This is a genomic window from Amycolatopsis sp. DG1A-15b, assembly GCF_030285645.1.
Lineage (GTDB): Bacteria > Actinomycetota > Actinomycetes > Mycobacteriales > Pseudonocardiaceae > Amycolatopsis.
In genome coordinates, this window is the sequence record NZ_CP127296.1 from 2,346,501 (window position 1) to 2,363,993 (window position 17,493).

Genomic DNA, 17,493 nt, shown 5'->3' on the forward strand with positions numbered 1-17,493 from the left:
CAGAGGGGAGGAACGTCCCCACCGGCTCATTCCGGGCCGCGGCGCAGCGGGCGGACCGCCGGGCCCTGCACCACTTCGCCGTCGACGCCGAACCGCGAGCCGTGGCAGGGGCAGTCCCAGGTCTTCTCGGCGTCGTTGAACGAAACCAGGCAGCCCAGGTGGGTGCAGTGCGCGCCGACCGTGTGCAGCTTACCGGCGTCGTCGCGGTGGGCCGCGACGAGCTCGCCGCCCACGCGGACGACCTCGGCCTCCCCGGGCTGCAGGTCGTCGAGCTTCTCGGACCGCCACAGCGCGGCGACGTGGTCGCCGACGAGGTACTTCGCGACGGTGAGGTTGTCCTGGGCCACCTCGAGCACGGAACGGGCGTCGAAGCGGTTGGGGTCGAACAGGTCCGCGGCCGGGTGCGGCTCGCCGAGGATCCGCGCCGCCAGCACGTGGCCCGCGGCGGTACCGCCGGTCATGCCCCACTGGCCGAACCCGGTGGCCACCCACAGGTTCTTCGTCCCGGGCAGGTAGCGGCCGACGTAGGGCAGCAGGTCGGGCGTCGACATGTCGTGGGCCGACCAGCGGTGGGTCACCCGGTGCAGGCCCGCGTGCGCGTCGGCCCACTCCGCGAGCCGCCGGTACCGGCGTTCGACGTTGACGTGCGCGCCCACCCGGTAGTGCTCGCCGCCGGCGATCACCATCGGCGTGCCCTGTTCGGTGTACCCGCGCACGGAGTGGTGCGTGTCGGCGTCGAGGAACATGCCCTCCGGTGCGGTGCCGCCCGCCGCCGGGCCCGCGACGACGAGGTCGCGCACCGGGTCGAGCCGGGCGAAGTACAGGCCGCGGTCGAGCACGGGGTAGTGGGTCGCGACGACGACTTCGCCCGCCACGACGTCGCCGCGCGAAGTGCGGACGGTCTGCCCGTTGAGCGCGGTCGCCCGGGCGTGTTCGACGATGGTGCCGCCCGCCCGCTCGATCTCGGCGGCCAGGCCGAGCAGCCACCGGCGCGGGTGGAAGTGCGCCTGCCCGGTGGTCCGCACGGCCCCGAGCGCGGGCACGTCGAGCGCGACTTCTTCGGTGAACGACGCCGGCAGGCCCGCCGCGGCGGCCGCGTCCGCCTCCCGCCTGAGGGAGTCCACGGTGCTGTCCCGGGTCGTGTAGACGTAGCTGTCCGCGCGGGTGAAACCGCAGTCGATCGCCAGTTCGGCCGAGGTGGCCGCGATCCATTCGAGCGCCGCCGTCTGGGTTCCGGCGTAGGCCTTCGCGGCGCCGGTGCCGTGGCGGGACGCCAAGTCCGCGTACTTGGCCCCGTGCTGGGCGCTGACCTTCGCGGTCGTGTGGCCGGACACCCCGGCCGCGACCCGCTCGGCCTCCAGCACGACGACCGACCGGCCGGCGCGCGCGAGCAGCAGCGCGGTGGTGAGCCCGGCGATGCCCGCGCCGAGCACCGCGACATCGGCGGACTCCGGCACCGGCACGCCGGTGCGGTCCGGGGAAGGGGCGGTTTCCACCCACAGCGAAAGCGGTTCGGGCAGGGCTGTCATGCCTGCGGATGCCCGCTGCCGGTCCGGCCAAACCGGCCATCCGGCCCGTTTGGCCCGCTCGGCGCGTCGGGTAGCCCTTTCGCATGAGTACCGACATCTTCGTGATCGGCCTGGACGAGGAGAACCAGCGGGTGCTGGAGCGCCTGCCGTGGGCTTCCGGCTACCGGTTCCACGGCCTGCTGACCCCCGAAGAGCTGCAACACGGCGAAATCGACTTCGAAGCGCTCTTGAAGACGGCGCAGCACGAGCTCGACGCGTTCGACGGCGACGTCGGCGCGATCGTCAGTTACTGGGACTTCCCGGCCGCGTCGCTGGTTCCCATCCTGTGCGCCCGGTACGGCCTGCCCAGCGTGTCGCTGGAGGCCGTGCTGAAGTGCGAACACAAGTACTGGAGCCGGCTCGAGCAGAGAAAGGTCATCGACGAGCTGCCGAGCTTCGGCATCGTCGACCTCGACGACCGGAAACCCGCCCCGCCGGAGGGCGTCGGCTACCCGATGTGGCTCAAGCCGGTGAAGTCGTTCTCCTCCGAGCTCGCCTTCAAGGCGGAGAACGACGCCGAATTCTCCGACGCCGTGGCCGAGATCCGCGCCGGTGTCGGCCGGGTGGGGGAGCCGTTCGGCTCCGTGCTCGAGCAGGTCGAGCTCCCGCCGGAGATCGCCAGGGTCGGGGGCGCCGCGTGCCTGGCCGAAGAAGCGCTGCACGGCGTCCAGGCGGCTGTCGAAGGGTACGTCTACCAGGGCGAGGTCACCGTCTACGGCGCGCTCGACTCCATCAACTACCCGGACAGCTCGTCCTTCCTGCGCCACCAGTACCCGTCGCAGCTGGGGGAGGAGCCCGTGCAGCGGATGCGCGACGTCGCCGAGCGGGTGATGAAGCAGATCGGCTTCGACAACGGGACCTTCAGCATCGAGTTCTTCTGCGACCCCGAGTCCGGTCAGGTCGCCCTGCTGGAGATCAACCCCCGGCACTCGCAGTCGCACGCGGAGCTGTTCGAGTTCGTCGACGGCGTCGCCAACCACGAGATCATGGTGCGGCTCGGCCTGGGCCAGGACCCCGGCCGCCGCCCCACCAAGGGCACTTACCAGATCGCCGCCAAGTGGTACCTGCGCCGGTTCGAGGACGGCGTGGTGACGCGGGTGCCGACGCCCGAGGAGATCGCCGCGGTGCAGGACCGCATCGACGGCACCCAGATCACGATCGTGCCGGAGGCGGGGCAGCGGCTGTCGGACCTGCCCGAGCAGGACAGCTACAGCTTCGAGCTGGCGCACCTGTTCGTCGCGGCGCACACCGAACACGAAATGGTGCAGAAGTACCAGGCGTGCGTGGACGCACTGCCGTTCGAGTTCGCCGAAGCCTGACGACGGCACGGGAAAGCGGGGGTCGCGTTCGGACTGTCCGAACGCGACCCCCGCTTTTTCGGCCGCTCGGTGGCTCCGGCTCAGCCCGACTGCGGATCGCTGTCGTCGTGCTCGTCGCCGCCCGACGTGCCCTGCTCGCCGCGGAGGGTCTCGCGCTGGGCCTCCGGCGTGTCGCCGTGCGGGTCGTCACCGCCGGCGCCCTCGGCGGGCTGGGTCGGGTGCTGCGTGCGCTCTTCCGACGTCATCTCGTACCTCCTTCACGGTCCTTTCCGTACCGGATACCCGGGCACGCCCCGCTCAACCACCGGCGTTTGCCGCGATGATCGCCGGGTAAGCCCGGGAGCGACGCGGTTGTCCGCCGGCGATCGCGCCGGGACCGCGGCGAGTGAAGGAGACCCAGATGACCACGTCGGCGGAACCCGTCCGCCCGGGCCCCTTGGCCGCCCGGTCCGTCGTCCACCAGCCCGTGCCGCCCGCCCCGCGGATGCTGCGGCTGCCCGGCGTCTACCGCCCGCAGGAAGACACCGCCCTGCTCGCGTCGGCGATCGCCGAACTGGCGATCCCGGCCGGCGCGCGTGCCCTCGACCTGTGCACCGGCACCGGCGCGCAGGCGATCACGCTGGCCCGGCGCGGTGCGGGAACCGTGCTGGCGGTGGACCTTTCGCGCCGGGCGCTGGCCTCGGCGCGGCTCAACGCGCTGGTCCGGCAGCTCGCCGTGCGCCCGTGCCGGGGAGGCCTCACCAGAGCACTGCGCGAGGGCCCGTTCGACGTCGTCGTCGCCAACCCGCCGTACGTGCCGTCCCCGGCGCCGGCGGTCCGGTCCACCCGGGGCTGGGACGCCGGCCCGGACGGCCGCGCGCTGCTGGACCCGCTGTGCGCTGCTGCGGGCACGCTGCTGCGCCCGGGCGGGACCATGCTGCTCGTCCACTCGACACTGTCCGATGTGGACAAATCGCGGGAGATGCTGGCCGCGGGGGGATTGCGGGCGTCGGTGGTGCGGCGCGCCCGGATCCCGTTCGGTCCGGTCCTGTCCGGACGGACGGAGTTCCTCGAGGCGGCCGGGCTGATCGAGCCGGGCCAGCGGATGGAAGAGCTGGTGGTGCTGCGTGCCGACCGCTGAGCGGGGTCCCCGCCGGGTGACCGTCGTCCCGGGCGGCCCGGTGCTGGTGGAGGGACCGGTCGAGCTGAGCACCCCCGAGGGCGAGCTCGTGCGGTCCGACCGGTTCCTGGTCGCGGTGTGCGCGTGCCGCCGCAGCAAGCGGTTCCCGTTCTGCGACACCAGTCATCGCAAACGCGTCCGGACCCATACCGACGACGACTGACGACGATGGCCTCCCGGTGCGATCCGGGAGGCCATCGCCGGGTCAGGGGCGCAGTGAGGACTTCCCGGCCTTCCAGCGGCTCAGCACCTGCTCGCCGAAGCGGCCCTCGAGGAACTCGGTCGCCTGGATGCCGAACACGACGTCGGCGGCCAGCTCGGGCTCCTGCTCCAGCAGGTCGCCGAGCACGTCGTGGCGCATGACCTGCTCGTGGACCGCGTCCGCTTCGATGTGCTCGGTGTAGAAGAACCGGCACGCCTCCGGCGCGTCCAGGCGCCGCAACGCCTGGTCCATCCGCTGCGCGGACGGGGCTGTCGTGATCTCCGCCGCCGCGAAGTGCCCGCACAGCGCGCCCCGCAGCGACCGGTGCAGGCCGAACAGCGACATCATGTTGACCACCGCCAGCATCGCGCCGGGGACCTGGTCGATGAGCTCGAGGTAGCCGTCGGGCAGGCCGGCCGCGCGCAGCAGGTCGGCGTAGAGGCGCGCGTGCATCAGCTCCGCGCGGCCGCCGCCGAACTCGTCGAACTCCACCGCCACCAACGCGGCCTTGGCGCGGCCACGCAGCCGGGGGATCACCCACGCGTGCGGGTCGGCTTCCTTGTGGTGGTAGATCGAGCGGTGCGTGAAGTACTCGCGCATCTGCGTCCAGTCGCCGTGGTCGCGCAGGTAGTGCGAAACACCTTCGACGTCGATCGGCTCGACCAGCAGGGCGTCGAGCCCGGCCGCGACGTCGTCGCCGCCGGGCACGTTGTCGCGCAGCGCGGCGAGGAACCGCGCCTCGAGCGCACCGCGCAGGCGCAGCAGTTCCGGGTCCCACTCCCAGTCGGGTGACACCCCCGGCAGGCCCTGGTAGTGGAGCTCGTAGCACAGGTGCAGCGCCAGCTGGAGGTCGTCGCCGAGCGGGTCGGCGTCCGCGAGGCCGTCGAAGTCCAGGTCCGCCCGCGGGTGTTCGCGCAGGAGGATCCCCAGCACCGACTCCGACAGCGGACCGCGGGCGGTGGGCAGGGTGACCGCGCCGGCAGAGGTGGAAGTCGTCATGATCCCGGCTACCCGGTGAGCAGCGTTCCATGCGTCGCGGGCACGGTCGCGGCGGTGAGCCACGGCACCGCGGCCGCTGTCCCGTCGTCGGCGACCGCGCGCTGCTGCGCGGCGCCGGTACCGCCGTCGCGCACGGCGTCGACGAGCTTCCGCACCTCGGCCAGGTCACCGCTTTCTTCGAGGGGGGCCCGCACGTGCGCCAAGAGCTCGTCGACGAGCGTCCATGCCGGACGCCGGGTCTCCTCGGCGGCGTCCACGAGCTGCCCGGAGAGGCCGTGTCGCGCCGCGGCCCACACGGCCGCCGCCGCCACCTGCGGGGACAGCGGCGCGGCTTCCCACCCGCCGGCGAGATCGGACAGGGCTCGCTGCACCAGCGCCCGGCTCAGCAGGGCCTGCAGCACGGCGTGGTCGACGGTCAGCGCGGTGTCGGCGACCCGGAACTCGACCGTCGGGAACCGGCCCGACGGGCGGGCCAGCCAGAACGTCTGGTCCGGGTCGACGAGCGCACCGCAGTCGACCAGCGTCTCGACGGCCCGCCGGTACTCGGCGTGCCCGCGCAGGTGCGGGGCGATGCCGGAGCCCGGGAAGCGCGACTGCAGCACCATCCGCCAGCTGTCGTACCCGGTGTCCCGCCCGTGGTCGAACGGCGAATTACCCGAAAGGGCGAGCAGGGTGGGCAGCCACCGGCCGAGGTGGTTGACGACGGCGACCGCGGTGTCGGGATCGGGCACCCCGACGTGGACGTGGCACCCGCAGGCCTCGTAGTCGGCGACGACCGCGCCGTAGGTGGCGTCGATCTCGGCGTACCGGCCGGTGCTCGCCGGCGGCGGCGCGGCCGGTCCGGGTCCGACGGGCGTCCCGGTGGCCAGGAGCGCGCAGTCTTCGGCCGCCGCGGCGCCGGCGAGCACGCGGCGAGCGGCGGTCAGCTGTCCGCGCAGTTCGTCCGCGCCGGTGCAGACGCCGCTGGCGGCTTCGAGCTGGGTGAGCCGCAGTTCGCGGTGCATCCGGACGCCGTCGGGCAGCGGCCCGTGGTGGCGGTACCGGGCGAGCACCGGTTCGGCGCACGGCGAAGCGTGTCCGGTGCGGGGGTTCACGAGGAGGAACTCCTCTTCGACACCCATCGTGGGCGGGCCGTCGGACATGGGCGGGCTCCTTCCGGACCGGCTGGGGTTACCCGTTCCGGTGGCGGAAATGCGCCGGGGCACCCGGCTTGTTTCGCCAGGCGCTCGCCGGGGGTATTTCGCCCCCATGACGATGCACGAACGGTTGCGCGTGGCGGGGGTCGACCTCCCGCCGACGCACCGGCTTCCGTCGCCCCGAGCGCCGTCCGAAGGCGACCTGGAGAGCCGGCTCAGGTGGAAGAGCCCCGAGGCGGTCGTCGTGGAGGTCACCGGCGAAGTCGACCTCTGCACGGTGACCCGGCTGGCCGCGGTGCTGGACGAGCACCTCCGGGCCCGTCCCGGTGTCCTGCGCGTCGACCTCGGGAAGGTCTGGTTCCTGGGCGCCGCGGGGATGCGCGTCCTGATGCGGGCCCGCCGGCACGCCGAAGCCGCCGGGATCCACCTGGTCATCGACGCCGGGGAGTCCCGCGCCGCGGTGCGGGCGCTCGAGCTGCTCGACCGTCTTCCGGGCCAGGGGTAGTCCGGAGGAGTGTCACTTCTTGAGCGACATCCAGGAGGCGACCTCGGCCAGCGCGTCGAGTGTCTCGCCATCGAAGTGACCGGTGGCGTTGTCGGCTTCGGCCACGACCATCCCGTAGCCCTCCGGGCGGGAGGCGTAGTGCAGGCCGGTCATCTTCACCCCGGCCACCCCGAGCACCACTGCGGCTTCCAGTGGCCGCACGTCGCCGCTGCCCTGCACCCGCTCGACCTTTTCGAACGCGGCGGCCTGCTTCTTGCTGCGGAATCCGACGCGCACGACCGAAATGACCGCGGCGTTGCGATGCCCGTCACCGACCGCCAGCAGCATCCGGTGCAGGGACGAACACGGGGTCTCCACCAGGAAGTCCCGCACTCTGCCCGTGGCGGCCGCGACGCACTCGGCCGCATGCTCGAGGTCGTGGACTTCCCGCCGTAGCTGCTTGACCTTCAGCTTGCTCCACGCCTCGGCCGGCTTGCCTTTCTTCGCCGACTCGCGGCCTTCGGCCCGGCGCGTCTTGATCGACCGCCCCGGCAGCGAGTCGACGACATCACCGGCGGCATTGCCGGCGAAAGCCTCGGAGGCCGCTCCCGCACCGACGCCGCCACCGCCCGCGAACAGGCCGCCCGCACTCGCCCCGGCGACGCCACCGCCGGCAAGGACGACCGCGGCGGCGACCGCCACCAAGGGACCCGCGCCGCCCTTGCCGTCCTCGATGTAGATCTTGTTCCCGTTCTTGGTGATCCAGCGACCCACGTGTGCGCTTCCCCTCGCATCTGTTCCGTGCGCCTCGCGAACGCGAGATGTGACTGAACATTTACGCGGCGCACCCCGGAGGCGGTTGCCCGCCATCCGAGTGAACGTGTGCGCCGGAGGGAGCGGGAGAGCCCGGCATCGGACGCGGGCCGCCACGTGTTCGGCGGAGCTGCGGCTAGCCGGGATGGCTGGCGGTTGCGTGGGAGCGGAGGATCAGCCGGACGCCGCGTTCGGCCGCGGCCGGGGTGACCAGCTCGGCGTCGGTGAGCTTCGGTGGTCTGCCCACCCTCCGCCGGGCGGCCAGATGGCGGTCGATCTCGACGCAGAGTGCGGTCAGAAGGGTGTTCAGGCCGGTCGTCGCAAACCGATCTTGAACACCCTTCGTCCGTCTTCGGCTAACGCCGCGACTTACGCATTGCTCGGCTAGCCGCCCGTGAGCAGGTCGACGACGTCCTCCGCCCGCTGCCGCTCCGCGAACCGGCGTCGCTGCCGGTCCGCGCCGCCGCCTTCGGCAGCCAGGCGGGCCGTTCCTTCGCGGGCGAAGTCGAGGTCCCCGGCCGCTTCGAGGGCGGGCGCCACGAGGTTCACGAGGTCATCGAGCACCGCCTTCGACGGCTCCAAGTCGCCGCTCTTCGGGTGCGGGCAGCAGCCGGTCACGCCCTCTCGCGACGCGCGCCAGAGCTGGGCCCGGAGCACCTCGTTCGACAGGTGGGGCGCGGGGGCGTCCTCGGCCAGCGCGGTGGCCACCAAGCCGCGCGCCAGTACGCCCAGCAGCACCGCGTCTTCCGGCACCGCGGCGACGTCCGCGATGCGGAACTCCAGCGTCGGCTGCTTGTCCGACAGCCGCACGTCCCAGTAGATCATCCCGCGGTCGAGGATCGAGCCCGCGCGCAGCCAGCCGTCGACGATGCTTTCGTACTCGTCCAGCGACGCGAACCGCGGCGGTGGTCCCGCCGACGGCCACCGGCTCCACTGCTGGTAGCGCCAGCTGCAGTAGCCCGTGTCGTAGCCGTCGGAGATCGCCGAGTTCGCGGTCACCGTGAGCAGGGCGGGCAGCCACGGGCGGATCCGGTTCAGCACCTGGACGCCGCTTTCCTTGTCCGGGATCGCGACGTGCACGTGGCAGCCGCAGGTGAGCGACGTCCGCGCGGTGGCGCCGAAGTGCTCGGCCATCCGCTCGTAGCGCGGGTTCGGCGTGATGACCGGCGGGTCCGCTTCGAACAGCAGCGGGGACGCGGCGGGGAGTACGCGGAACCCGCGCCGCCGGGCGGCCCCGGCGAGGTCTTCGCGGAGCCCGCGCAGCTGGCGCAGGGCTTCGGTGTGGGTCCGGCAGACATCGGTGGCCGCCTCGGCCTGGGACCGGGTGAGCTCGTGCTGCAGCTCGCCCTGGTCGTCGCCTGCGGCTTCCGCGGCGTCGACGACGTCGTCGCCGGCGTGGGACAGCTGCCCGTGGCGGTCGACGACGAAGAACTCCTCTTCGATGCCGAACGTCAGCACATCGCCCGTCGGTTGGTTCACCGGTGTTCTCCTGGGGGTCGGGAACCGGCTGGATACCCGTGGGGTGATTCGGGCAAACAGCGTTTTCCGGCGCGGTGAGCGGGTATTCGCCCGGTCATGTCGACCGATGCGATCGTGCTGCTCAAGAACGACCACAAGACCGTGGAGAAGCTCTTCAAGCAATTCGAAAAGGCGGGGGAGGACGCGTACGACGAGAAGCGGCGGATCGCCGACTCGATCATCGAAGAGCTGACCGTCCACGCCTACATCGAGGAAGAGATCTTCTACCCGGCGGCGCGGGAAGCCGTGCCGGAGACGAAGGACCACGTCCTGGAGAGCGTGGAGGAACACCACGTCGTGGTGTGGATGCTGTCGGAACTGCTCGGCATGGACCCGAAGGAGGAGACCTTCGACGCGAAGGTCACGGTGCTCACCGAGAACGTCCGCCACCACGTCGAAGAGGAAGAGGACGAGTGGTTCCCCGAGGTCCGCTCGGCGATGGGCCGCAAGCAGCTGCAGGAGCTGGGGCAGCGGATGATCGACGCGCGCTCGAAGGCGCCGAAGAACCCCCTGGACCTCAAGAGCGCCAAAGCCTGACCGCCGGAACCGCGGTGAATGGCTCGTTCCCGGCGTCCGATCGCCGGGAACGAGCCGTTCACCGCGGCCGGGTGGCGTCCTTGGCCACCACACGCACGGACTTCAGCTCGGAATCGGCCGGGTCGGGCAGCTCCATGCCCGCGCCGAGGCCGCTGCGCAGGTAGTCGAGCATCGGACGGGTGATCACCTCGCCGGGCAGCACACCGGGCGCCCCGGGCGGGTACGGCGTGATCATCTCGGCCGCGATCCGGCCCGCCGCCTCCGCCACGGGCACCTGTTCGGCCGGGCCGAAGAACGCGTCGCGCGGCAACATCGCCGTCTCCAGTTCCATCTCCCGCGGTGACGGCAGATCCACCCTCGGCGGCTTCTCGAACGAAGGCGCGACCTTCACCAGCGCGTCGATGGCGTTGATCAGGGTGCCCGCGGTCGCTTCGTCGTCGGAGTGGTTGAACTGGGCCACGATCCGGCGGTGGTCGGACAGTCCCACGGTGACCCGCCGGTGCTCGCGCAGCCAGTCAGCCGCCTGGTACCCGCTGATGCCCAGGGGGGCGAGGTCGAGCACGACCTTGAGGGGGTCGACCGAGTCGGCGAGGTCCGGGCCGAGGAATTCGTCGTGCATCACCGGCACACCCAGCTCGGCCAGCCGGCCGCGCACCGACCCGACGAGCGTCAGCGCGCGGTCGAGCAGTTCCTTGCCCTGTTCGGCCATCTGCCGCCGCCAGCCGTCGAGCGCCGCGTAGACCAGCGAGCTCGCGCTGGTCGTGCCGAGCAGGTCCTCCCGGGCCTTCAGCACGTCCGGGTCGACCCGGTCGCCCTGCAGGTGGAAGACCGAGCTCTGCTCGACCGCGGCGCCCATCTTGTGCACGCTCGTGACGCACACGTCGGCACCGGCGTCCATGCCCCACGGCGGCAGGCCGTCGTGGAACGGCAGGTGGGCACCCCAAGCTTCGTCGACGATCAGCGGGAGCCCGCGTTCGTGGCACCAGTCGGCGATCGCGCGGAGGTCGCCGCAGGTGCCGTAGTCGGTCGGGGTCACCACGAGCGCGCCCTTGACCTCGGGGTCCCTCTCGTAGGCCTCCGCGAACTCCCGCACGCCCGGCGGGTGGCTCAGGTGCCGCTCGCCGTCCCAGTGCGGGCGCACCCAGACCGGCCGCACCCCGCTGACGATCAGCCCGGAGATCACCGACTTGTGCACGTGCCGCGGGACCAGCAGCTTTTCGTGCGGGCCCGCGACGGCGAGCATCGCGCTCTTGACCGAAAGCGAGCTGCCGCAGGTCGAAAAGAACGTGTGGTCGGCCCCGACCGCGTCGGCCATCAGCTCCTGGGCGCGGGCGAGCACGCCCTGGCGCATCAGCCGGTCGTCGAGGCCGTTGAGCGCGATGACGTCGGACTTGAAGACGTCGGCGCCGACGACCTCCAGCACCCGCGGGTCGATGCCGCGGCCCTGCTTGTGGCCGGGCGCGTTGAACGGAACGTAGCCGGCGCTGTGGTAGTCGCGCAGCGCCTCGAGCACCGGTGCCTCGCTGTGGTCCATGGCGCCCGAGTAGCCGGAGGTGCCCCGCGCGAAACACCACCGGTGGCATGACCGTCGGTGGTTGGGGTATTCCGGAGGGCATGGAGTGGCACGAGGAGCTGCACGAGCGGGCGGACGAGCGGATCGAGCACCTGGACGAGCGGCTGTGGGCCGTCGCCACGGAGCTGCACGAACGGCCGGAACTGTCCTATGAGGAGCACGCTGCCGCCGAACGGCTCACCGGCGAACTGGCCGCGGACGGCTTCGCGGTGGAAACCGGGATCGCCGGGCTCCCCACGGCGTTCGTCGCGCGTGCCGGCGAAGGACGCCCCTGCGTCGCGCTCCTGCTCGAATACGACGCCCTGCCCGGCCTCGGGCACGCGTGCGGGCACAACCTGATCGCGGCGGCCGGCCTGGGCGCCGCGCTGGCCGCCAAGGAGGTCCTGGGAGACGCTCCGGGTTCACTGCTCGCGGTGGGCACCCCGGCCGAAGAACGCGGCGGCGGCAAGGTCGCGATGGCCGAGGCGGGCGTCTTCGACGATGTCGACGCGGCCCTGATGGTCCACCCCGGGGTCCATTCGTGGTCGTGGGCGCCGCTGACCGCGCAGGTGGAGCTGAAAGTGACCTTCCACGGCCGGGCCGCGCACCCGACCGGCGACCCCGAGCACGGCATCGACGCCCTCGCCGCGCTGATCCAGGCGTTCGGCGCGGTTTCGGCCCTGCGCCAGCGGCTGCCCGCCGGCTCGCACGTCCAGGGGATCATCACCCAGGGTGGCGAGGCGACGAACATCGTCCCCGACCGCGCCGAAGGCCGGTTCGGCCTCCGCGCCCTGACGACCGACGCGCTGGACCGCCTCGCCGAAGACGTGACGACGTGCGCGGAAGGCGCGGCGCTGGCGACCGGGGCGAAGGTCGACGTCGAACGGCTCGGCCGCGGGTACGCGCACTTCCGCGACAACCCGGTGCTGTCGGAACGGTTCACCGAGCACCTGGCGGCGTGCGGGATCCACGCGACCCCGCCGGCGCCGGGAGTCTTCCTCGGCTCGTCGGACATCGGCGACGTCAGCGTCCGCGTCCCGGCGATCCACCCGTTCGTCGCGATCACGGCGGAGGAGAAGTCGGACCACACGCCGGAGTTCGCGGCCGCGGCGGCGAGCCCGCGGGGCCGGGCGGCGATGCTGGCTTCGGCGGCGGCGCTGGCGCGCACGGTGATCGACCTGCGGACCCACCCGGCGCTGGTCAGCCGCGCGTGGGACTGCTTCCGGGGCCTGGCGCGGAACGGGCGGTGACCGGCCGGGCGCGCCGGTGCGGTCCTCGGCACCGGCGCGCCCCGGTTCACGCCACCGGCGTGTAGTGCGACGCGTCACCTTCGAGCGACTCGCTCGGCCGCCCGTCGATGCCCACCGGCACGTCCCCGGCCACCGTGACGCGGTTGAGCCGCCGCGGGAGGCCGTCGTAGTTGTCGATCGCGTAGTGCTGGGTGATCCGGTTGTCGAACAGCACCAGCTGGTCCGGCTCCCACGTCACGCGCACGATGTTCTCCGGCCGCGTGACGTAGGACTGCAGCAGCCGCAACAGGTCCCGCGACTCGGTGACCGACAGGCCTTCGATCCGCTGGGCGAACCCGCCGATGAACAGGCCGCGCTCGCCGGTCACCGGGTGCACCCGCACCACCGGGTGGACGGTCCGGTACTTGCGCGAGACGAACTGCTCCCGCCGCGCCCGCTCCTGCTCGTCCACCGTCTCCGGCGGCTGGACGTAGTCGTAGTCGTTGGTGTGCACCGCCCGCAGCGTGTCGGCGAAGGCGCGCAGCGGTTCCGGCAGGTCGCGGTAGGCCGCGGCGGCGTTCGCGATCAGCGTTTCCCCGCCGTACGGCGGCACCACCAGGCTGCGCAGCGTGCTCGCCTTCGGCGGGTTGAGCACGAAGGTGACGTCGGTGTGCCAGTGGTTGGCGCGGCCCCGCTCGCTGTCGACGGGCAGGATCGTCGGTGCGCCTTCGACGGCGGGGACCGTCGGGTGGGCCTTGGCGAGCTCGCCGAAGTGCGCGGCGAAGCGCTGCTGGCCCTCGTCGTCGAGCCGGGCGTTCCGGAAGACCAGCGCCTTGTGCTCGTGCAGGGCGTCGGTCAGGAACGCCACCTGCGTGCTGTCGAGGTCCCCGGCGGGGTCGAAGCCGACGATCTCGGCGCCGATCCTCCCGGTCAGCTTGCGGACGTCGGTGCCGATGGTGGTCATGCGGGCTCCTTCACTCGGTTGCGGTTGGCGGGACGCGCGAGGCCGTAGTGCTCGCGCAGGGTGGTGCCGGAGTACTCGGTGCGGAAGAGCCCGCGCCGCTGCAGTTCCGGGACGACGAGGTCGACGAAGTCGTCGAGCCCGCCGGGCAGGGTGGGCGGCATGACGTTGAAGCCGTCGGCGGCGCCGCCGAGGAACCACGCCTCCAGCTCGTCGGCGACCTGGACAGGCGTGCCGGCGAAGACGCGGTGCCCGCGCCCGCCGGCCAGCCGCTCGAGCAGCTGCCGGATGGTGAGGTCTTCGCGCCGGGCCAGGCCGACGACCAGGTCGAACCGGCTCTGGCCGCCTTCGGTGAAGCTGCCGACGTCGGGCAGCGGTCCGTCCAGCGGGTAGCCGGTGACGTCGTGGTCGAGCATCTTCGACAGCTGCCGCAGCCCGTAGTCCGGGGTGATCAGCGCGTTCAGCTCGGCTTCCCGCGCCCGGGCCTCGGCTTCGGTCCGGCCGAGGATCGGCGAGATGCCCGGCAGGATCTTGAGCTCGTCCGGCGTCCGGCCGTACCGCGCGAGCCGGCCCTTGACGTCGTCGTAGAACGCCTTGCCTTCGGCGTAGGTCTGCTGCGCGGTGAACACGGCCTCGGCGTGCCGGGCCGCGTACTCCTTGCCGGTCTCCGACGAACCGGCCTGCACGAGCAGCGGGTGCCCCTGGGGTGGCCGTTCGATGTTGAGCGGCCCGCGGACCTGAAAATGGGGCCCGTCGTGCTCGATCGCGCGGATCCGGCCGGTGTCGGCGTAAACGCCGCTCGCCCGGTCGACGACCGCGGCCTCGTCGTCCCAGCTGTCCCACAGCTTCTTGACGACCTCGACGAACTCCTCGGCCCGGTCGTACCGAGCCTCGTGCGACGGGCGCTTGGCCAGGTTGAAGTTGCGGGCCTCGTCGATGCCCGCCGAGGTGACGATGTTCCAGCCCGCGCGGCCGCCGGAGAGGTGGTCGAGCGAGGCGAACTTCCGGGCCAGGTGGTAGGGCTCGTTGTAGGTCGTCGAGGCCGTCGCGATCAGTCCGATGTGGACCGTGGACGCGGCGAGCGCCGAGAGCAGCGTCAGCGGTTCGAAGTGGCTGTGGGAGTTGTGCTTGACGTTGCCCCACAGGGCGACGCCGTCGGCGAGGAAGAGCGAGTCGAGCTTGCCGCGCTCGGCGGTCCGCGCGATGTCGGCGTAGTGCTGCAGCGTGCGGGCCCGGTGCGGGTCGGTCGAGGGGTGCCGCCACGCGGCTTCGTGGTGGCCGTTCGGCATCACGAACGCGTTGAGGTGCATCATGAGGTCTCCTTGGGACGCCAGGTGGAAAACCGCCGTTCGAGGGCGACGAAGCCGGCGTTGACGAGCACGCCGAGCAGCGAGACCGCGATGATTCCGGCGTACATCTGCTGGATCTGGAAGTTCACCTGGCTCGTGTTGATCAGGTAGCCCAGCCCGGCCTTCGCGCCGACCATCTCCGCGGCCACCAGCACCAGGATCGAATAGGACGCCGCCATCCGGATGCCGGTGAACACCGTCGGCACCGCCGAGGGCAGGATCACCTTGCGGAACAGCCGCGGGCTCGACAACCCGAGCGAGCGGGCCGCCTTGACCAGCAGCGGGTCGACCGTGTTGACCCCGGCGATCGTGTTGAGCAGCACCGGCCACACGCAGGCGTACACCACGAGGCTGACCTTCGACAGCTCGCCGATGCCCAGCAGGAGCGTGAACACCGGCAGCAGCGCCAGCGCGGCGGTGTTGCGGGCGAGCTCCAGCAGCGGCTGCAGGAACCGCGCCACCGGCCGGTACCAGCCGATCAGCAATCCGAGCGGCACGGCCACCGCGACGGCGACGGCAAATCCGGCGGCGGAGCGCCCGACGCTGGCCAGCAGGTGGTCGGCGAGCTCGCCGTCGAGGGCGAGGTCCCACAGCGCCTGCAGGTCCTCCGACAGCGGCGGCAGGAACGTCCGCGTGCTCTCGTCGAGCACGAACCGGGGGACGAGCTCCCAGAGCGCGACGAACAGCACGACCGCGGCGGACGCGTGCACCGCCCGGGTGAGCGTCTTCCGGAACCGGCGCGGCTTCGGCGGCGCGACCACCGGTCCGGTGTGGACGGCCGGTGCTTCGAGGGTGGTCGTCATCGGGCCGCGCTCCGTTCGTGTTCGGCCGCCTTGCGGACCTCGTCGTGCAGCAGTTCCCAGAGCTGGTGGCGCTGCCGCCCGAACGCCGCGCCGGAGCGCACGTCCCCGGTGCGGTCGCCGAGGTCGACGTCGACGACGGCCTTGAGCCGGCCGGGCCGCGACGTCAGCACCGCGACCTGTTGTCCCAGGTAGACGGCTTCGTCGATGCCGTGGGTGATGAACACGATCGTCTTGCCGGTCCGGCGCCAGATCCGCAGCAGCTCCTCCTGCAGCTGCTCGCGGGTCTGCGCGTCGAGCGCGGCGAACGGCTCGTCCATCAGCAGCACGGCCGGGTCGTAGGCGAGGCTGCGGGCGATCGCGACGCGTTGTTTCATCCCGCCGGACAGCTCGTGGGGGTAGCGGTCCTCGAAGCCGGACAGCCCGACGAGGGCGAGGTATTCGCGCGCCCGTTCCGCCCGCTGCCGCTTCCCGAGCGACCCGCCTTCGAGGCCGAACTCGACGTTGGCGCGGGCCGTCCGCCAGGGGAACAGGGCGTACTGCTGGAACACGACCCCGCGGTCGAGGCCGGGGCCGCGCACCGGCTCGCCGTCGATGAGCACCTCGCCCGAGGTCGGGGTGGTCAGCCCGGCCAGCAGGTCGAGCAGCGTCGACTTGCCCGAGCCGCTGGGGCCGACCAGGGACAGGAACGAGCCGTCGGCGATGTCGAGGGAGACGTCGTCGAGCGCGGTCAGCGCGCCGAAGGTCTTGGTCACCGAGCGGATGCTGATCACCTGGTCACCGCCGGGGCGCCGTCGCGGTAGGGGTTGAACTCGTTGGTGTAGAGCTTCGCGGTGTCGATCTTGTCGTGCTTGAGGTAGCCCTCCTGCTTCAGCCACGGTTCCCACCGGGTGTAGTCCGCATCGGAGATGAGGCCGCCGCGGGTGATGCCGACGCTCTTCCAGTACTTCAGGGTGTCGGTGCTTTCGTTGCGGCCGCGGGCTTTGATGATCTTCGTGAAGCGGGCGATCACCTCGTCGCGCGGGGTGGTGCGTTCCCACTCGATCGCCTTGGCCACGGCGGAGACGAAGACCTTCGCGGTCTCCGGGTACTTCTTGATGAAGTCGGTGCGCAGCACGTACGGCCCGCCGTTGTAGGGCCCGAACGCGCCGACGTCGGTGAACAGCGGGCGGATGCCGCCGGCGGACAGGGCGTGGTCCTGCAGGATGCCCTGGAGCGCGGCGACGTCGAGCTGGCCGTTGCGCAGTGCCTGTTCGGCGTTCACCGGGGGGATGACGACGAGCTGCACCTGCTTGATCTCGTCGTCGGAGAGGCCCTGTCCCTTCAGCCAGGTGTCGAGTGCGGCTTCGAGGTTGGCGCCGGCGGTGTTGACGCCGACCTTCTTGCCGATCAGGTCGCGGGCGGTCCGGATCGGACTGTCCTCTCTGGCGTAGAAGCCGATGAAGGCCAAGGCGTCGGAGCCGTAGTAGTTGACGACCGCCTTGACCGGCGCGCCGGCTTCGACGAGCTTGACGACCGCGCCGGTGAAGGCGCCGCCGAAGTCGGTCTGGTCGGTGGCCGCCGACTGGATGTCCTGCGGGCCGCTGATCGTGTTGCCGACCCACTTGAGCTTGACCGGGCCGAAGTAGCCCAGGTCCTCGGCGAGTTCGGGGAGGGTCACGGCGTTCGCGTTGCCCTGGTAGCGCAGTTCGAGCTTCTCCGGTTGCCCGGGCGCACCGGTGGCCGTCGCCGAAGCGCAGCCGGCCAGCAGGACCACGGCGGCGGCGAACAGGGGCAGGGTTTTCTTCACGGTGGTTTCGTCCGTTCCGGGAGTCGGCGGGGATGGAGCAATTGTTCGCAGCCGACGAGCGGACGGTCAATTTTGCGA

Annotated in this window: 18 protein-coding genes and 1 pseudogene; 6 read left to right on the forward strand and 13 right to left on the reverse strand. The window is 71.9% G+C overall.

Annotated features, from left to right (window positions below; translation table 11 throughout):
- Positions 1 to 26: 26 nt before the first annotated feature.
- On the reverse strand, positions 27 to 1,529 hold the full coding sequence (locus tag QRY02_RS10740) for an FAD-dependent oxidoreductase (RefSeq protein ID WP_285991365.1): 1,503 nt from the start codon (positions 1,527 to 1,529) through the stop codon (positions 27 to 29).
- 83 nt (positions 1,530 to 1,612) lie between these two features.
- Between QRY02_RS10740 and QRY02_RS10745 the strand changes: the two genes are divergently transcribed.
- Positions 1,613 to 2,887 (forward strand): ATP-grasp domain-containing protein, encoded by a 1,275-nt coding sequence (locus tag QRY02_RS10745; RefSeq protein WP_285991366.1) that lies wholly within the window; start codon positions 1,613 to 1,615, stop codon positions 2,885 to 2,887.
- Between the two features lie 80 nt (positions 2,888 to 2,967).
- On the opposite strand, the gene QRY02_RS10750 is transcribed toward QRY02_RS10745, so the two are convergent.
- Positions 2,968 to 3,132 (reverse strand): hypothetical protein, encoded by a 165-nt coding sequence (locus QRY02_RS10750; RefSeq protein ID WP_285991367.1) that lies wholly within the window; start codon positions 3,130 to 3,132, stop codon positions 2,968 to 2,970.
- 155 nt (positions 3,133 to 3,287) lie between these two features.
- On the opposite strand from QRY02_RS10750, the gene QRY02_RS10755 reads away from it, so the two are divergent.
- A complete protein-coding gene (locus QRY02_RS10755; RefSeq protein ID WP_285991368.1) occupies positions 3,288 to 4,007 on the forward strand; it encodes a methyltransferase in 720 nt (239 codons plus the stop codon).
- Entirely contained in the window at positions 3,994 to 4,209 is a 216-nt protein-coding gene (locus QRY02_RS10760) for a CDGSH iron-sulfur domain-containing protein (RefSeq protein WP_285991369.1), read from the forward strand. Before QRY02_RS10755 ends, QRY02_RS10760 begins: the two co-directional genes overlap by 14 nt.
- Positions 4,210 to 4,251: 42 nt before the next feature.
- Here QRY02_RS10760 and QRY02_RS10765 read toward each other — a convergent pair whose 3' ends face one another.
- Positions 4,252 to 5,247: an iron-containing redox enzyme family protein gene (locus tag QRY02_RS10765; protein WP_285991370.1), complete on the reverse strand. Its 996-nt coding sequence runs from the start codon at positions 5,245 to 5,247 to the stop codon at positions 4,252 to 4,254.
- Between the two features lie 8 nt (positions 5,248 to 5,255).
- Complete coding sequence (locus tag QRY02_RS10770) at positions 5,256 to 6,389, reverse strand: carboxylate-amine ligase (RefSeq protein WP_285991371.1); 1,134 nt, start codon at positions 6,387 to 6,389, stop codon at positions 5,256 to 5,258.
- Between the two features lie 106 nt (positions 6,390 to 6,495).
- Between QRY02_RS10770 and QRY02_RS10775 the strand changes: the two genes are divergently transcribed.
- Positions 6,496 to 6,888, forward strand: coding sequence for an STAS domain-containing protein (locus QRY02_RS10775; RefSeq protein WP_285991372.1), 393 nt, complete (start codon positions 6,496 to 6,498; stop codon positions 6,886 to 6,888).
- A gap of 12 nt (positions 6,889 to 6,900) precedes the next feature.
- Here QRY02_RS10775 and QRY02_RS10780 read toward each other — a convergent pair whose 3' ends face one another.
- The 3 genes and pseudogenes from QRY02_RS10780 to QRY02_RS10785 form a co-directional block, all read right to left on the reverse strand.
- Positions 6,901 to 7,641 (reverse strand): hypothetical protein, encoded by a 741-nt coding sequence (locus QRY02_RS10780; RefSeq protein WP_285991373.1) that lies wholly within the window; start codon positions 7,639 to 7,641, stop codon positions 6,901 to 6,903.
- 196 nt (positions 7,642 to 7,837) lie between these two features.
- Positions 7,838 to 7,990 (reverse strand): annotated as a pseudogene (locus QRY02_RS48820) (IS982 family transposase); the annotation flags it as partial.
- Positions 7,991 to 8,064: 74 nt separating this feature from the next.
- On the reverse strand, positions 8,065 to 9,159 hold the full coding sequence (locus QRY02_RS10785) for a carboxylate-amine ligase (RefSeq protein ID WP_285991374.1): 1,095 nt from the start codon (positions 9,157 to 9,159) through the stop codon (positions 8,065 to 8,067).
- A gap of 96 nt (positions 9,160 to 9,255) precedes the next feature.
- Here QRY02_RS10785 and QRY02_RS10790 point away from each other — a divergent pair, with 96 nt between their 5' ends.
- Positions 9,256 to 9,735, forward strand: a complete 480-nt coding sequence (locus QRY02_RS10790) for a hemerythrin domain-containing protein (RefSeq protein WP_285991375.1) — start codon at positions 9,256 to 9,258, stop codon at positions 9,733 to 9,735.
- A 58-nt stretch (positions 9,736 to 9,793) separates the two neighbouring features.
- Here the strand turns inward: QRY02_RS10790 and QRY02_RS10795 are convergent, their stop codons facing one another.
- The gene (locus QRY02_RS10795; RefSeq protein ID WP_285991376.1) at positions 9,794 to 11,269 is read right to left on the reverse strand and encodes an aminotransferase class I/II-fold pyridoxal phosphate-dependent enzyme; all 1,476 of its coding nucleotides are present in this window, start codon (positions 11,267 to 11,269) and stop codon (positions 9,794 to 9,796) included.
- Between the two features lie 47 nt (positions 11,270 to 11,316).
- Here QRY02_RS10795 and QRY02_RS10800 point away from each other — a divergent pair, with 47 nt between their 5' ends.
- Positions 11,317 to 12,537, forward strand: a complete 1,221-nt coding sequence (locus tag QRY02_RS10800; protein ID WP_285991377.1) for an amidohydrolase — start codon at positions 11,317 to 11,319, stop codon at positions 12,535 to 12,537.
- A gap of 46 nt (positions 12,538 to 12,583) precedes the next feature.
- On the opposite strand, the gene QRY02_RS10805 is transcribed toward QRY02_RS10800, so the two are convergent.
- Genes QRY02_RS10805 through QRY02_RS10825 form a run of 5 tightly spaced genes read right to left on the reverse strand, consistent with a single transcriptional unit; the run spans position 12,584 to position 17,415 of the window.
- Complete coding sequence (locus QRY02_RS10805) at positions 12,584 to 13,480, reverse strand: TauD/TfdA dioxygenase family protein (protein WP_285991378.1); 897 nt, start codon at positions 13,478 to 13,480, stop codon at positions 12,584 to 12,586.
- The gene (locus tag QRY02_RS10810; protein ID WP_285991379.1) at positions 13,477 to 14,790 is read right to left on the reverse strand and encodes an LLM class flavin-dependent oxidoreductase; all 1,314 of its coding nucleotides are present in this window, start codon (positions 14,788 to 14,790) and stop codon (positions 13,477 to 13,479) included. The genes QRY02_RS10805 and QRY02_RS10810 overlap by 4 nt, the downstream gene beginning before the upstream one ends.
- The gene (locus QRY02_RS10815; protein WP_285991380.1) at positions 14,787 to 15,629 is read right to left on the reverse strand and encodes an ABC transporter permease; all 843 of its coding nucleotides are present in this window, start codon (positions 15,627 to 15,629) and stop codon (positions 14,787 to 14,789) included. Before QRY02_RS10815 ends, QRY02_RS10810 begins: the two co-directional genes overlap by 4 nt.
- Entirely contained in the window at positions 15,626 to 16,399 is a 774-nt protein-coding gene (locus QRY02_RS10820; RefSeq protein WP_285991381.1) for an ABC transporter ATP-binding protein, read from the reverse strand. The genes QRY02_RS10815 and QRY02_RS10820 overlap by 4 nt, the downstream gene beginning before the upstream one ends.
- Positions 16,396 to 17,415, reverse strand: coding sequence for an ABC transporter substrate-binding protein (locus QRY02_RS10825; protein ID WP_285991382.1), 1,020 nt, complete (start codon positions 17,413 to 17,415; stop codon positions 16,396 to 16,398). The genes QRY02_RS10820 and QRY02_RS10825 overlap by 4 nt, the downstream gene beginning before the upstream one ends.
- Positions 17,416 to 17,493 lie beyond the last annotated feature (78 nt).

Excerpts from the sequence above, each read along its gene's own strand:
- QRY02_RS10810 (WP_285991379.1), bottom strand. The coding sequence starts at position 14,790 with ATGATGCACCTCAACGCGTTCGTGATGCCGAACGGCCACCACGAAGCC.
- QRY02_RS10765 (WP_285991370.1), bottom strand. The coding sequence starts at position 5,247 with ATGACGACTTCCACCTCTGCCGGCGCGGTCACCCTGCCCACCGCCCGC.
- QRY02_RS10790 (WP_285991375.1), top strand. The coding sequence starts at position 9,256 with ATGTCGACCGATGCGATCGTGCTGCTCAAGAACGACCACAAGACCGTG.
- QRY02_RS10795 (WP_285991376.1), bottom strand. The coding sequence starts at position 11,269 with ATGGACCACAGCGAGGCACCGGTGCTCGAGGCGCTGCGCGACTACCAC.
- QRY02_RS10800 (WP_285991377.1), top strand. The coding sequence starts at position 11,317 with ATGACCGTCGGTGGTTGGGGTATTCCGGAGGGCATGGAGTGGCACGAG.
- QRY02_RS10750 (WP_285991367.1), bottom strand. The coding sequence starts at position 3,132 with ATGACGTCGGAAGAGCGCACGCAGCACCCGACCCAGCCCGCCGAGGGC.
- QRY02_RS10775 (WP_285991372.1), top strand. The coding sequence starts at position 6,496 with ATGACGATGCACGAACGGTTGCGCGTGGCGGGGGTCGACCTCCCGCCG.
- QRY02_RS10755 (WP_285991368.1), top strand. The coding sequence starts at position 3,288 with ATGACCACGTCGGCGGAACCCGTCCGCCCGGGCCCCTTGGCCGCCCGG.
- QRY02_RS10740 (WP_285991365.1), bottom strand. The coding sequence starts at position 1,529 with ATGACAGCCCTGCCCGAACCGCTTTCGCTGTGGGTGGAAACCGCCCCT.
- QRY02_RS10745 (WP_285991366.1), top strand. The coding sequence starts at position 1,613 with ATGAGTACCGACATCTTCGTGATCGGCCTGGACGAGGAGAACCAGCGG.
- QRY02_RS10815 (WP_285991380.1), bottom strand. The coding sequence starts at position 15,629 with ATGACGACCACCCTCGAAGCACCGGCCGTCCACACCGGACCGGTGGTC.
- QRY02_RS10770 (WP_285991371.1), bottom strand. The coding sequence starts at position 6,389 with ATGTCCGACGGCCCGCCCACGATGGGTGTCGAAGAGGAGTTCCTCCTC.
- QRY02_RS10805 (WP_285991378.1), bottom strand. The coding sequence starts at position 13,480 with ATGACCACCATCGGCACCGACGTCCGCAAGCTGACCGGGAGGATCGGC.